Raw genomic sequence first — 13,520 nt, 5'->3', positions numbered from 1 at the left:
GGCGGCGGCTGGCTACGGTGCTGGAAATCGATTTCTCCCGCTCCGCCTCGCTTAGGAGAACGCGAATGACGACGCATGAACTGCCGCCCGGTTGTGCGAATCGATCCTGTGCCGGTGACTGCCCCCGGGCCCACCTGAGCCGCCGGACCTTCATCTCCCTGAGTGCTGCCGCGGTGGGTGCTCTGGCTCTCCCGGGGCAGGCGCTGGCAGCGCTGGCGGCGCCGCCAGAGCGCGATCCGGCGGTGCTGTTCGAGCGCGGTACGCCGACGACGTACACCGGTGCCGCGCTGCCCAGGATCGGGATGCCGGTCGGCGGCGGGACGACGGGGCAGGTGTACCTGGCCGGCGACGGGCGGCTGTGGGCCTGGGACATCTTCAACCCGTCCTCGTTCCCGCTCGGCGGCGCGGACTTCTCGGGGCACAACTACGCCGACCCGCTGTCCGCGGATCAGCCCGGCGCATCGCAGTTCGGCCAGGGATTCGCGCTCCGTACGACGACCCGCGGCCGGACCACGACGCGGACGGTCGACGCGGCGGGGTTCGAGGACGTCCGGTTCACCGGTTCGTACCCGATCGGGCGAGTCGCGTACGCCGACCCGGGCAGCCCGGTGTCGGTGCGGTTGGAGGCCTTCTCGCCGTTCGTGCCGCTGGCCACGCTGGACTCGACGCTGCCCACGACGATCATGGCGTTCACGCTGCGGAATACTTCCTCGGCGTCGGTGCGCGCGACGCTGCTCGGGTACGCCGAGAACCCGGTCTGCATCGACAGCCGGCTCCGGCAGCCCACGACGCTGCAGGCACGCGCCTTCACCGGCGGGATCCAGTTCGGGGCGATCGACGACACCGGCGCGGAGCAGGGCGACATCCTGTTCGAGGACTGGGAGAAGGACACGTACGACGGCTGGACCGTCACCGGGGACGCGTTCGGTGCGGGCCCGGTGCGGCCCCTCGACGTACCGAATCTGATGAAACGGTTCGGCGACCTGAACGTGTCGGGGACGCGGTTCGTCACGTCGTACGACTTCCGCGGCGGTGCGAACGACGGGTCGACCGGGAAGCTGACGAGCCAGGAGTTCACGATCGAGCGCCGGTACGTCGCGGTCGGCGTGAGCGGCGGCCGTCATCCCGGCGAGACGTGCGTGAACGTTGTCGTCGACGGGCAGGTCGTGGCGTCGGCGACCGGTGACGAGAGCGAGCCGCTGGTCGCGCAGATGCTGGATGTCGGCGCGTTCGCCGGGAGGATTGCTCACATCGAGATTGTTGACAATCAGACCGGCGGTTGGGGGCACGTCAGTTGCGACGCGATCGTGTTCACGGATCGGCCGGACATCGTGTTCGAGACCTGGGAGCAGCCGACGTACGACGGTTGGACCGTGACGGGTGACGCCTTCGGTGCGGGCCCGGTGACCGCGGCCGAGACGCCGGACGGGTTCCGGCGGCCGTTCGGGGTGCGCACCGAACTGAACGTGAGCGGGCGGTTCGTCACGTCGTACAACTTCCGCGAGACCGGTGACCCGGATCGGTTCACCGGCTCGCTGACCAGCCGCGACTTCGTGATCGAGCGGCGGTTCGTCACGGCGTGGGTCGGCGGCGGGCATCACAAGGGGGAGACGTGTCTGAACGTCGTGGTCGACGGGAAGGTCGTGGCTTCGGCGACGGGGACCGATATCGAGCCGCTGACCGCGGTGTCGATGGATGTCGGCCAGTACGCCGGTCGGAATGCACGCATTCAGATTGTTGACAATCACACGGGCGGCTGGGGGCATGTCAACGTCGACCGGATCCTGTTCAGCGACCGCCCGATCCGCCGCCAGCCGGTCGCGGACCGCCCCGACGGCGGCACCTTCGCGCTCGCCGCACTCACCCCCGCTGTGGTTGCGCGGCCGTCGATTGCGGACTGGTCGTCGGTGGATGCGCTCTTCGACTCGGCCGACGGGCCCGCCGATGCGGACGGGCCGCAGGCCGGAACCGTAGCGGTGAGTGTGACGTTGGCGCCGGGGGAGTCGCGGACGATCCGCTTCGCCTACGGCTGGTTCTTCCCGAACCCCGAGCGCGAGCTCTTCTCGGAGCTTGTCGGCGCCTCAACCTTCCGCCGGCACTACGCGACCCGCTTCACGAACGCACGCCAGGTCGTCGAGTACGTCGCCAACCACGCAGACCGTCTCGAGCGCGACACCAAGCTGTGGGTGAAGACCTGGTACGAAGACTCGTCCCTGCCGTACTGGTTCCTCGAACGAACCCTCGCAACAGCGTCCACCATCGCCACAAGTACCTGCTACCGCTGGGACGACGGCCGCTTCTACGCCTGGGAGGGCACGTACTGCTGCGCCGGCACCTGCGAGCACGTGTGGAACTACGCGCAGGCGATCGGCCGCCTGTTCCCCGACCTGGAACGCGACACCCGCGAGCGCGTCGACCTCGGCATCGCGTTCCGGCCGAGCGGCGAGATCGGCAACCGCGGCGAGGCCGGCGACGCGTCGACCTCGTTCGCCGACGGGCAGACCGGGACGATCCTGCGGATCTACCGCGAACACCAGATGAGCAAGGACTCGACGTTCCTGCGCCGGGTCTGGCCCCGCGTGCGCACGGCGGTCGAGTTCTTGATCACGCACCGGGACGGGCCGGACGAGGACGGGATCTTCCGCGGCAGTCAATGGAACACGCTCGACACCGAGTGGTTCGGCGAGGTGCCGTGGATCAGCGGCCTGTACGTCGCCGCGCTCCGGGCCGCCGCCGCGATGGCGGGTGAGGTCGGCGACGGTGCCGGCGCTGCCAGGTACGCGGCGATCGCCGATCGCGGGTCGGCGTACCTGGCCGAGACACTATGGAACGAGGAGTACGGGTACTACGTGCAGAAGGTCGATCCGGCGCATCCGACCGCCGAGAACAGCAACCGCGGGTTGTTCATCGACCAGATGTACGGGCAGACGTACGCGGCGCAGCTCGGGCTACCGCGGGTGTTCCCGGCCGACCAGGCGCGGACGGCGCTCGGGCGGTTGTACGAGACGAACTTCCGGGCGGATCCCGGGACGTACCGGCCGCCGGGGATCGGGGTCGGGCGGGTGTACACGACCGAGGGGGAGAGCGGCGTGATCATGGCGACCTGGCCGCACGGCGGGTCGGCCGAGACACGCGGCCTGATGTACTTCAACGAGGTGTGGACCGGGCAGGAGTACCAGTTCGCCGCACACCTGTTCTCCGAGGGCATGACCGCGGAGGCCCTGGCCGTCACCCGCGCCATGTACGAACGCTACTCGGCCGAGAAACGCAACCCCTACAACGAGATCGAAGCCAGCGACCACTACGCCCGCGCCATGATGAGCTACGGCACCTACCTGGCCGCCTGCGGCTACGAACACCATGGCCCCAAGGGCCACCTCGGCTTCGCTCCCCGCATCCACCCCGAAAACTTCCGCACCGCCTTCACCACCGCCGAAGGCTGGGGCCTGTACCGCCAACGCCGGACCCCCGCCGCCCTCACCGCATCAATCGAACTCCGCTACGGCCGCCTGACCCTCACCACCCTCACCTTCGAAACCACCAAGCCGGCACACCAGGCCGAGGTCCGCGTCGGCCACAACCGCCTCCCCGCCAAGGTAGTTGCCACCGGCAACCGAGCCGTAGTCACCCTGACCCGCCCGACAACCCTCACACCCGGCCAGACCCTGGACACAACGCTCAGGTAGTCCCGCGGGCATTCTTTGTGCACCAGATCCGCACAACAACAGCCTCAACGTACGGATCTGGTGCACAAAGACGGCCCATCAGTTCGTGTCGGGGTCCGCGACGTGGCAGGCGGCTTGGTGGTTTTGGCCGAGGACGCGGAGCACGGGTGTCTCGGAGTGGCAGCGGTCGACGGCGAGGGGGCAGCGCCAGCGGAAGCGGCAGCCGGGGGTGGGGTCGATGACCTTGGGGGGTTCGCCGGTGTCGCCTTCGATGCCGGTGCTGAGCGGGGCTCGCGGGTCGGGGACGGCGCCGAGGAGGAGGTCCGTGTAGGGGTGTTTGGGGTTCTGGAGGACCGACTCGGTGGGGCCGGTTTCGACGACGTGGCCGGCGTACATGATCATCAGGCGGTCGGCGACGTACCGGGCCGAGGCGATGTCGTGGGTGATGTAGAGGAACGACACGCCCTGCGTCTCGCGCAGTTCCGCCATCAGGTTCAGCAGCCCGATCCGGATCGACACGTCCAGCATCGACACCGGTTCGTCGGCGAGAATCAGTTTCGGCTTGTGCGCGAGCGCCTGCGCGAACCCGATCCGTTGCCGTTGGCCACCACTCAGCTCGTACGGGTACCGGTTCATGATGTCACCCGCCGGCGACAACCCGACCGCCTCGATGACCCGCTCCGCCTCCTCGAACCGCTCGGCCCGCGAAAGCTCCGGCCGGTGCAGCTTCAGCGACCGCAGCACGCCGTGCGACACCCGGAACGCCGGGTTCAGCGAGCTGAACGGATCCTGGAACACCATCGGTACGTCGCCGCGGTACGCCAGCTGGTCCTTCCGGGAGCGGTACGTCGACGTCGCCCGCCCCTGGTAGAAGATCTCGCCGCTCGTCGGCTTGTAGACGCCCGCCAGCAGCCGCGCGATCGTACTCTTGCCGCTCCCGCTCTCGCCGGCCAGTGCGACGATCTCCTGCTTGCCGATCGTGAAGTTCACCTCGTCGACCGCGTGCAGCATCTGCCGCCCGAATCCGCGCCCGACCCGGAAGTGCCGGGTCAGTTCCCTTGCCTCGAGCAACGGTGCGGCCGCGGACTCGGTCGCGCCTGCTTCGGTCACGTCCGTCGACGTCATGATGTGCGCTCCTGGACCGGTTCCTTGACATGCAACAGGCAGCGGGCCTGGACGGCGCCCACCTGGTAGAGCTCCGGCTCGATCTTCGGGCAGTCCTCGAACGCCTTCGGGCAGCGCGGCTGGAACCGGCAGCCCGGCGGCGGTGAGGCCAGGTTCGGCGGAGTTCCCGGGATCCCCGTCAGCGGAACCTTCGGCCCGCGGATCGACGGGAACGCGTCCAGCAGCCCGGCGCTGTACGGGTGCTGCGGTGCGTCGAACACCGCGCGCGTGTCGCCGAACTCGACGACCTGTCCGGCGTACATCACCACCAGCTTGTCCGAGAAGTGACTGACCAGTGACATGTCGTGCGTGACGAAGATGACCGCGAACCCGAGCTGCTTCTGCAGCTCCTTGATCTGCACCATCAGCGACCGTTGCGCGACCACGTCGAGCGCGGACGTCGGCTCGTCCATGATGATCAGGTCCGGTGTGAACAGCAGCGCCATCGCGATCATCGCGCGCTGCCGCATCCCGCCGCTGAGCTGGTGCGGGTAGCTGTTCAGGTGGATCGGGTCGATCCCGACCAGCCGCAGTACCTCGGCCGGCCGTTCGTCGGCGACCGGCTCGTCGTGCGCCATGATCGTGTCCCGGAACTGCGCGCCGATGCTCTTCACCGGGTTGAGCGCGTTCATCGCGCTCTGCATCACGACCGAGAAGTCGCGCCAGCGCAACGCCGACAGCTTCTTCTCGCTCATCGTCACCAGGTCCTGGCCCTGGAACCGCACGCTCCCGCCGGTGATCGCGGCCGGCGAGCTGAGCAGCTGCGCGATCGCGAACAGCAGCGTCGACTTGCCGCACCCGGACTCGCCGACGACGCCGACGAACTCACCGGCGTGGACGTCGAGATCCACGTGGTCGACCGCGACGACCGGCCGATCGCCGGTGTCGTACTCGACGGTGAGGTCGCGGACCTCAAGAAGCTGATCTGGCACGTCGCCTCCGAACCGGCCGCAGCGCGGGGTTGCTGATCTCGTCGAACGCGTAGTTGAGCAGGGCGAACGACACACCGAGCAGCGCGACCGCGAGACCCGGGGAGAGCGCCCACGCGGGCAGGCCGTTCACCAGGGCGCCCTGGTTCTGCGCCCAGTAGAGCATCGTGCCCCAGCTGAGTGAGCTGGGATCGCCGAGCCCGAGGAACTGCAGGCCGGCGGCGGTGAGCACGGAGTACAGCGCAGCACCGAGGAAGTTCGCCACGATCAGCGAGATCATCGTCGGCAGCACCTCGACGACGATGATGTACGAGCGTCGCTCGCCACGGACCCGCGCCGACTCGAGGAAGTCCCGGTTCCGCAGCGACAACGCCTGCGCCCGCATCTGCCGGGCGCCGTACGACCAGCCGGTGAGGATCAGCACGATGATGATCACGGTCAGGTTGCCCTTACCGGCGTACGTAGCCAGCACGATGATCAGCGGGAACGTCGGGAGCACCAGGAAGATGTCCGTCAGCATCGACAGCCCGTCGTCCGCGAGCCCGCCGAGGTACGCCGCCGAGACGCCGATGATCACCGACAGGATCGTCGCGCCGAGACCGGCGACGACCGCGATCACCAGCGACTCGCGGGTGCTGTAGATCAGCTGTGCGTACACGTCCTGCCCGAGGCCCGTCGTACCGAGCCAATGTGCGCCCGACGGTTTCTGCAGCGGCAGGTCGCCGATCGCCTGCGGATCGTGGTGCGCGCCCGGGACGAACAGCCCCGGGACCAGGGCGAGCAGGATGAACAGGAACAACAGTGCGGCGCCGACCATGGCCTTGCGGTTGCGCAGGATGGCCCGGAACAGTCCACCCCGCGGCCGTCGGGTGGCACTCGCGACCGGAGCAGACGCACCGGCAACAACAGCACTCATCGCTTACCCCTTCGTCCGGGCGCGTGGGTCGAGCAGGAACACCGCGAAGTCGCAGAGCAGGACACAGATCAGCACCGCCAGCGTCACCAGCAGGAACAGGGCCTGCAGCAACGGATAGTCGGTGCTCACCGTGGCGTTGTAGAACATGTAGCCGAGACCCGGGTAGTTGAAGACGTACTCGACCAGGATCGTTCCGGAGATCACGAAACCGAGCGACATCGCGAACCCGGACAGGTTCGGCAGGAACGCGTTCCGGCCGGCGTACCCGAACATGATCTTGCGGCCCGGGATGCCCTTCGCGCGGGCCATCCGGACGTAGTCCTCGGCCAGCGTGGTCACCATGTTGTTCCGCATTGTCAGGATCCATCCGCCGACCGCGGTCACCAGGATCGTGCTCGCAGGCAGGATGCCGTGCTTGATGACGCTCCAGATGAACTCGCCGGTGAACGCCGGCGTCAGGCCCTGGTCGTAGTTGAAGTCGTTCGGCAGCACCGGATCGCTGCCGATCGCGAACAACGAGATCAGCAGCAGCGCCACCCAGAAGTACGGCAGCGCCGAGGTGACGATGAACACCGGCGGCACGATCCCGTCGATCAGGCCGCCGCGCCGCCAGCCCGCCACCGTGCCGATCAGCGTGCCGAGGACGAACGCGAGCACGGTCGAGATGCCGACCAGCCCGAGTGTCCACGGCAACGCGTCGCCGATCAGCGTCGTCACCGGTGAGCCGAGACTGCTGCCGATCGAGACACCCCAGTGCCCGGTGACCATCGACCTCAGGTACTCGACGTACTGCAGCATCAGGTTCTGGCCCGGGTCGAAGCCGAACTCGGCCAGCACCGTCCGCAACTGCTCCGGCGTCACCACCGCGCCGCCCTTGCTCAAACGTTGCCGCAAGGCTTCCTCGGGGCTGCCCGGCATCATCCGCGGGATGAAGAAGTTCAGCGTCATCGCCGCCCACAGCGTGAGCACGAAGAACCCGAGACGTCGTATCAGGTATCGCACTCCTACCAGCTCCTCGCGCTCACGCTCGGTCTCCTACTTCTGGGCGGACTTCGAGTACAGGTTGGTCAGCACCTGACCGACGTCGGGGATGTTGTACGGCGCCGGCTGCGCGTACGGGTCGTCCTGCGTCGGCCAGCCCTCGAGGTCCTTGGTGTTGTACTGGTACCAGTCGACCGACTCGGTGGTCGGGATGAGCGGTACGTCCTTGATCATGTACGACGAGATCTGCTTGATCAGCTTGACCTGCGTGTCCGGGTCCGCGGCGGCGTACTGGTCGAACAGCTTGTCCACCTCGGGGTTCTGGTACCGCGAGTAGTTGCTGTTCGCCTGCTTGCCGATCGGCGCGGTGTTCTTCGAGTACAGCAGCTGCCGCAGCTCGTAGTACGGCGTCGGTCCGCCGGACAGGCTGGAGTACGCGAGGTCGTAGTCGCCGGTGTACAGCTTCTGGTTGTACGACTGCTGCTGCAGGTCCTGGACCGTCAGCTCGATGCCGACCTTCGCGAGCTGCTGCTTCACGACCGCCAGCGACGCGTCCCAGTCGGTGTAGCCGGTGACCGTGATGACGTTCAGCTTCAACGGGTTCGACTCGGAGTACCCGGCGGTCTGCAGGAGCTGCTTCGCCTTGTCCAGGTTCGGCTTGTCGTACCCCGCCGCGGTCAGCGCGTCCTTGTCGAAGTACTTGTCGAACGTCGGTGTCACCACACCGGTCTGGTTCGCGGCCGGCTGATATCCGCTCTCACCGATCTTGGAGATCTGCTCCCGGTCGAGCGCGTACGCGATCGCCTGCCGGACCTCGAGCTTGCTGGTCGCCGGACGCGACGGGTCGTTGTTCGGGACCAGCGCGACGTTCGCGGTCGGCGGGAACCAGTAGTTGTTCTCCGGCGACTTGGACTTGTAGAAGTTGTCGATGTTCGGGATGTACTGGCCGCCCCACTGCGCCTTGCCGCTGGCCAGGTCGAGGTTGGCTGGGTTGTTGTCCAGGTACGCCGGGTACTGGACCTTCTCGACGTACGGCTTGCCCGGCTGCCAGTAGTTGCCGTTGGCGACGTACGAGATGTTGTTGCCGGTGCACGACTCGACCGTGAACGGTCCGGTGCCGATCGGTTTGGTGTTCGTCCAGGTGGCCGGCTTGGACGCGGCCTCGCCGGTCGACCAGATGTGCTTCGGCACGATGCCGACCTGGTTGGCGAAGTTGAAGAAGTACGGCTCGGCCGCGGCCTTGAACTTCAGCGTGACCTTGTTGCCGGCCGCGGTGACGCTGGTCAGGCCGGCGCCGGTCCACAGCGAGTAGAGGTCGAGAGCCGGCTGCTCCTTCATCCGCGTGAACGTGTAGACGACGTCGTCGGCGCTGAACGGCTGCCCGTCGCTCCACTTCACGCCGTCGCGGATGGTGAAGACGATCGAGTCCTTCTTCGGCGACCACGCGAACCCGGTGGCCAGCATCGGCGTGGTGGCGCCCGCCTTCAGCACGTTCACGAATGTCAGCGGCTCGTAGACGAACCCGAGTGCGACCTGGTTGACCGCCGGGTTGAACGGGTTGAACTGGCACGGCCAGGTCTGCCCGCCGACGTTGGCGATCGTGACGGTGCCGCCCTTCTTGTACTGCCCGGTGCCCCCGCCGCCGCTGCTGGCCGACGACGACGGGTTGGACGATGCCGCGTCCCCGATCGGCTTGTCCCCACCGCCGCATCCGGCGGTCAGTGCGCCGACCGCCAGGGCGGCGACGGCGATGCGTGTGATGCCCCTCATCGTCTTCTGCCTTTCGCTACTGGAAATCCTGCTCATGCGAATGCTTCGGCGCCGAGGTCGACTCCTGCGGCCTCGACACCGAGGGCGAGCGCCCCGATCAGCGGTGCGTCCGTGGGAAACCGTGCCACCGAGAGCTCCGGCGGAAACGGGACGGCCGCGTCGAGGGCGCGACGCAGGCCGGGTTCGAGCTGGTCCCAGGACCGGACCAGCCCGCCGCCGACGACGATCCGGGACGGATCGAGGGCGATGGCGAGGTTGGCGAGGTGCGCGGCCAGTTCCCGGACGAACTCGTCGGTGAGGACGGCGGCGGCCGGGTCGGTCCGCGCCATCGTGAAGACGTCGGCGGCCGTGACCGGTCGCCCGAGCCGGGCGGTCCCGGTGGTCTCGAGCGCCTGGCCGCTGACGACGTGTTCCAGGATCGTGCGCCGGTCACCGTCGACGTACACGTCGGCGGTGGAGCGCAGGTTGTAGCCGATCTCTCCGGACGCGCCGTGCGCGCCGGTGATCACGGTGCCACCGGCAACGATCGCGACCGCGAGACCGGTGCCGAGATTGACGTAGAGCCCCGGGTCGCACCCGGTCAGCGCACCCCAGCGCAGCTCGGCTTCCGCGGCCGCCTTGACGTCGGTCGCAAGCCGCACCGGTACGTCGGGGAACGCCTCCCGGATCAAGCGCCCGAAGGGGAGTTCACCCCAGCCGGGAAAGGTCGGAGCCAGTTCCACGCGGTCGTCGTACGGGATGCCGAGCGTCGCCGCGCCGACGCCCGCCAGTTCGTGATCGGGCGCGACTTCCGCGAGGAGTTCGCGCGCCGCGGTGAGGCAGCGGCTCATCGCCTCACCGGCACCGGAGCCGGCCCGGCTCTCGAGGGTCGTCGCGCCGAGGCGGCGACCGGACAGGTCCGCGACGGCGACGGCGATCTTCGTCCCGCCGAAGTCCAGCCCGAGGACGGCCGGTGTCGAAACCACGGGGTGGCACCTCCTCGCGCCGACCAATAGAATCGATAGGAAACTAACTTAACAACCATCGGACCACAAGGGATTGCCGAGACTTCCCGGGAGTTGGTGGCCGAGTTGTTAGCAGCGAGGGGGGTCGACGTGACGGTGATCGCCGGAGGCGCACGCCCGCAGCTCATCCGCGAGATCAACGAACAGGTGCTGCTCGATCACATCCGGCGGTCCGGTCCGATCTCTCGTACCGAGCTCGCCGGACTCACCGGTCTGTCGAAGCCGACCGTGTCCACTGCGCTGAGTTCGCTCGAACGGACCGGCCTGGTGCACGTAACGGGACAGCGCACCGGCGTACCCGGTCCTGCGGCCAGTCTGTACGAGGTGCGGCCCGAGGCGGGTTTCGTACTCGGGCTGGACGTCGGGCGGGAGTACCTGCGCGGCGGGATCGCGGATCTCGCGGGGACGGTGCGCTCGCGGTTGAGTGTGCGGACCAAGGCGGGTGACGCGATGGCCCGCATTCAGGAACTCGTGGACCTGACGGCGACGCTCGCGGCCGAGGCCGGTATCGAGGTCACGCAACTCACCCAGACCGTGCTCGGCAGCCCCGGCGTCTACGATCCCCGGCTCGATGCGCTGACGCTGACCGGTCGGCTGTCCGGCTGGGACTCGCCGGCGACACTGGCCGCGCTGCGGGAGCGTTTTGGCCCGACCCTGATGATCGAGAACGACGTGGACGCCGCGGCGATCGCGGAGCGGGCCCACGGGCACGGCCGCGACGTCGACAGCTTCGCGTTCGTGTCGGTCGGCACAGGTATCGGTATGGGGCTGGTGCTCGACGGCAAGCTGCGGCACGGATCGCACGGTGTGGCGGGGGAGATCGGGTACCTGCCGTTCACGGAGGGCAGCGGCAGCGATCCGCGGGACGCGCGGAAGCGTGGCGGGTTCGATGCTTCGGCATCGGCGGCAGCCGTCGTACGGGCGGCGCGACGGGCCGGTGTTCGTGGGGCGTCGACGGCGGAGAAGGTCTTCGCCGCCGCGGCCCAGGGTGACGCCGTCGCCGCCGCGGTCGTGGCCGAGGAGGCACTGCTCGTCGCCAAGGCGGTGTGCACGGTGATCACCGTCGTGGATCCCGAGCTGGTGGTGCTGGGCGGCGGTATCGGGCAGGCGCCGGGCTTCCTCGAGGCCGTCACCAAACAACTGCGTCAGCTCGCCCCGGTGATGCCCGAGGTGAAGGCGAGCGTGCTCGGCACCGAGACAGTGGTGGCGGGCTGCCTCGCCGCGGGACTCGATCGGGCCTGGCAGACACTCGTCGGAAACTCGGTCGGCTAACCGGACGGAAACCGTCCGCAATGGCTACTAGGGTGCGAGCCATGGCTATCGCAATGTACCCAGCGTTCGTCCTGGACTGCCCGGACGCGGCCCGGCTCGCCCAGTTCTACGGTGAACTGCTCGGCTGGAAGGTCGAGTCCCGCGAAGGATGGGCGGAGATCCGCCCGGAGGACGGCAGCGGCTGCATCGGGTTCCAGCAGGTCGAGAACTTCAAGGCGCCGACCTGGCCGACCCAGGACGTGCCGCAGCAGATGCACCTCGACGTCATGGTCCGCGACCTCGACGAGTCGGAGCCGGAGGTGCTGGCGATCGGCGCGACCAAGCCCGACCACCAGCCCGGTACGTCGTTCCGCGTGTTTCTGGACCCGGCAGGGCATCCGTTCTGTCTCTGTATAGATTGAGAGGGTGACGAGCTGGCGGGAGGAGCGACGGCAGGCGGCGGTCGAGCATGCGGCCGCCCTGGAGCGTAAGAAGGCATCCGAGAGCGCTCAGGCGCGGGAGTTACTGGCCGGCTTCATCGCGACCCTGAAGGAGCGCGGCGTCGAGCCCGAGCCGCTGCGTGCCCAGGTGATCGGGTCGAACGCCAGCTACCGCACCGAGCTCACCGGGTGGTACCTGCGCCGCAACCGCTCGCTCGCCGTGGACGTCGACGGGAACTTCTACATCCTCGGCGTACCCGCCAGCCTCAAGTCGCGGGTCGCCGGTGTCCGGGTGCTCCCGTCCGATCCGCCGCTCGTCGTCGGTCAGGGCGCCCGCGACGGCGAGTCGATGCCGCTGGCCGAGCTGCTACGCCTTCGGCTCGAGTCCTAGAACACTCGCGATCAGTGCCGTACCGGGCGCTGTCCGGCCGCCGGGGCCGGGGGACGGCGCGACGTCGTCCATGTCCAGCTGCTCGCCGCATTCCGAACAGCAGACCGTCGGGGTCGTGAGCTTGCCGCACGCGGTGTGCGTGAACCGGATCGGCTGGCCGGCCGGGGGAGTCGCCCAGCGGTCGCCCCAGGCGGTCAGCGCCATCAGGATCGGCACGAGTTCCTGCCCCGCGTCGGTCAGCTCGTAGCTGTAGCGCACCGGGTTCTGCTGGTACGGCGTACGTCGTACCAGGCCGCCGTCGACGAGCGTGGTGAGCCGGTCGGTGAGCAGGTTGCGGGAGATCCCGAGGTCGGTCACGAACTGGTCGAAACGGTTCAGGCCGAGGTAGAGATCGCGCAGCACCAAGGGCGTCCACCAGTCGCCGATCAGCTCCAGGGACTGGGCGAGCGAGCAGTGCATCGAGGCGAAGCTGGTGTTCCGCATGCCCGCATCATAGTCAGTTGCAGCATTGAACTCACTGCGCCTAGGCTGCCGGTATGGGCATTTACCACCGGATCGTCGCGCGGCAGGTGCGGAACGCGTTCACGCAGATCAGTGCGGGGAACTGGGAGGCGATGGTGGCCGGGATGGCGCCGTCGTTCACGTACCGGTTCTACGGAGATCACGCGCTCGGCGGCGAGCGGCGTACGCACGAGGCCTTGCGGCGCTGGTGGGAGCGTTGCTTCCGGCTGCTGCCCGGGACCCAGTTCGAGGTCCAGGACGTGCTGGTCGCGGGCTGGCCCTGGAACACGCAGGTCGCGACAGCGGTCATCGTGCACGTGAACGTCGTGGACGGGTCGACGTACGAGAACGTCGTGCATCAGTTCCTGCGGATCAAGTGGGGCAAGATCACCGAGGTCCGCACCCTCGAGGACACCGCGGTCCTCCAGCGAACCCTCGACCGCCTCGCCGCGGCCGGCTACCCCGAGGCCCACGCGGAACCCATTGTCGGGTGATGTAACGGTCAGGC

The 13,520-nt window shown here is 68.3% G+C and carries 12 protein-coding genes; 5 read left to right on the top strand and 7 right to left on the bottom strand.

Annotated features, from left to right (window positions below; genetic code table 11):
• The first annotated feature begins 65 nt into the window (after nucleotides 1-65).
• Nucleotides 66-3,686, top strand: coding sequence for a GH116 family glycosyl hydrolase (locus E0H92_RS38570; protein ID WP_238173785.1), 3,621 nt, complete (start codon nucleotides 66-68; stop codon nucleotides 3,684-3,686).
• 78 nt (nucleotides 3,687-3,764) lie between these two features.
• On the opposite strand, the gene E0H92_RS38565 is transcribed toward E0H92_RS38570, so the two are convergent.
• Genes E0H92_RS38565 through E0H92_RS38540 form a run of 6 tightly spaced genes read right to left on the bottom strand, consistent with a single transcriptional unit; the run spans nucleotide 3,765 to nucleotide 10,390 of the window.
• On the bottom strand, nucleotides 3,765-4,790 hold the full coding sequence (locus tag E0H92_RS38565) for an ABC transporter ATP-binding protein (protein WP_131499768.1): 1,026 nt from the start codon (nucleotides 4,788-4,790) through the stop codon (nucleotides 3,765-3,767).
• A complete protein-coding gene (locus tag E0H92_RS38560; protein WP_131461094.1) occupies nucleotides 4,787-5,761 on the bottom strand; it encodes an ABC transporter ATP-binding protein in 975 nt (324 codons plus the stop codon). The genes E0H92_RS38565 and E0H92_RS38560 overlap by 4 nt, the downstream gene beginning before the upstream one ends.
• Nucleotides 5,742-6,674, bottom strand: coding sequence for an ABC transporter permease (locus tag E0H92_RS38555; protein ID WP_131499767.1), 933 nt, complete (start codon nucleotides 6,672-6,674; stop codon nucleotides 5,742-5,744). Before E0H92_RS38555 ends, E0H92_RS38560 begins: the two co-directional genes overlap by 20 nt.
• A gap of 3 nt (nucleotides 6,675-6,677) precedes the next feature.
• Nucleotides 6,678-7,676 carry an ABC transporter permease gene (locus E0H92_RS38550; RefSeq protein ID WP_131499766.1) on the bottom strand — a complete coding sequence of 333 codons (999 nt, stop codon included), beginning with the start codon at nucleotides 7,674-7,676 and terminating at the stop codon, nucleotides 6,678-6,680.
• Nucleotides 7,677-7,709: 33 nt separating this feature from the next.
• Nucleotides 7,710-9,425 (bottom strand): ABC transporter substrate-binding protein, encoded by a 1,716-nt coding sequence (locus E0H92_RS38545; protein WP_131461097.1) that lies wholly within the window; start codon nucleotides 9,423-9,425, stop codon nucleotides 7,710-7,712.
• 32 nt (nucleotides 9,426-9,457) lie between these two features.
• A complete protein-coding gene (locus tag E0H92_RS38540; protein WP_131461098.1) occupies nucleotides 9,458-10,390 on the bottom strand; it encodes an ROK family protein in 933 nt (310 codons plus the stop codon).
• A 129-nt stretch (nucleotides 10,391-10,519) separates the two neighbouring features.
• Between E0H92_RS38540 and E0H92_RS38535 the strand changes: the two genes are divergently transcribed.
• Genes E0H92_RS38535 through E0H92_RS38525 form a run of 3 tightly spaced genes read left to right on the top strand, consistent with a single transcriptional unit; the run spans nucleotide 10,520 to nucleotide 12,511 of the window.
• Complete coding sequence (locus tag E0H92_RS38535; protein WP_131461099.1) at nucleotides 10,520-11,701, top strand: ROK family transcriptional regulator; 1,182 nt, start codon at nucleotides 10,520-10,522, stop codon at nucleotides 11,699-11,701.
• Nucleotides 11,702-11,742: 41 nt separating this feature from the next.
• Nucleotides 11,743-12,102, top strand: coding sequence for a VOC family protein (locus E0H92_RS38530; RefSeq protein ID WP_131461100.1), 360 nt, complete (start codon nucleotides 11,743-11,745; stop codon nucleotides 12,100-12,102).
• A gap of 4 nt (nucleotides 12,103-12,106) precedes the next feature.
• Nucleotides 12,107-12,511: a hypothetical protein gene (locus E0H92_RS38525; protein ID WP_238173784.1), complete on the top strand. Its 405-nt coding sequence runs from the start codon at nucleotides 12,107-12,109 to the stop codon at nucleotides 12,509-12,511.
• Here E0H92_RS38525 and E0H92_RS38520 read toward each other — a convergent pair.
• The gene (locus E0H92_RS38520) at nucleotides 12,488-12,994 is read right to left on the bottom strand and encodes a winged helix-turn-helix transcriptional regulator (protein WP_131461102.1); all 507 of its coding nucleotides are present in this window, start codon (nucleotides 12,992-12,994) and stop codon (nucleotides 12,488-12,490) included. The two genes, E0H92_RS38525 and E0H92_RS38520, sit on opposite strands and share 24 nt — an antisense overlap.
• Before the next feature lie 53 nt (nucleotides 12,995-13,047).
• Between E0H92_RS38520 and E0H92_RS38515 the strand changes: the two genes are divergently transcribed.
• Nucleotides 13,048-13,506 carry a nuclear transport factor 2 family protein gene (locus tag E0H92_RS38515; protein ID WP_238152601.1) on the top strand — a complete coding sequence of 153 codons (459 nt, stop codon included), beginning with the start codon at nucleotides 13,048-13,050 and terminating at the stop codon, nucleotides 13,504-13,506.
• The last annotated feature ends 14 nt before the right edge of the window (nucleotides 13,507-13,520 follow it).

The sequence above is a fragment of the Kribbella speibonae genome (assembly GCF_004331375.1).
In the GTDB taxonomy this organism is placed as follows: Bacteria; Actinomycetota; Actinomycetes; order Propionibacteriales; family Kribbellaceae; genus Kribbella; species Kribbella sindirgiensis.
The sequence above is the reverse complement of the archived record's forward strand: the minus strand, read 5'-3'. Positions and strand labels throughout refer to the sequence as shown.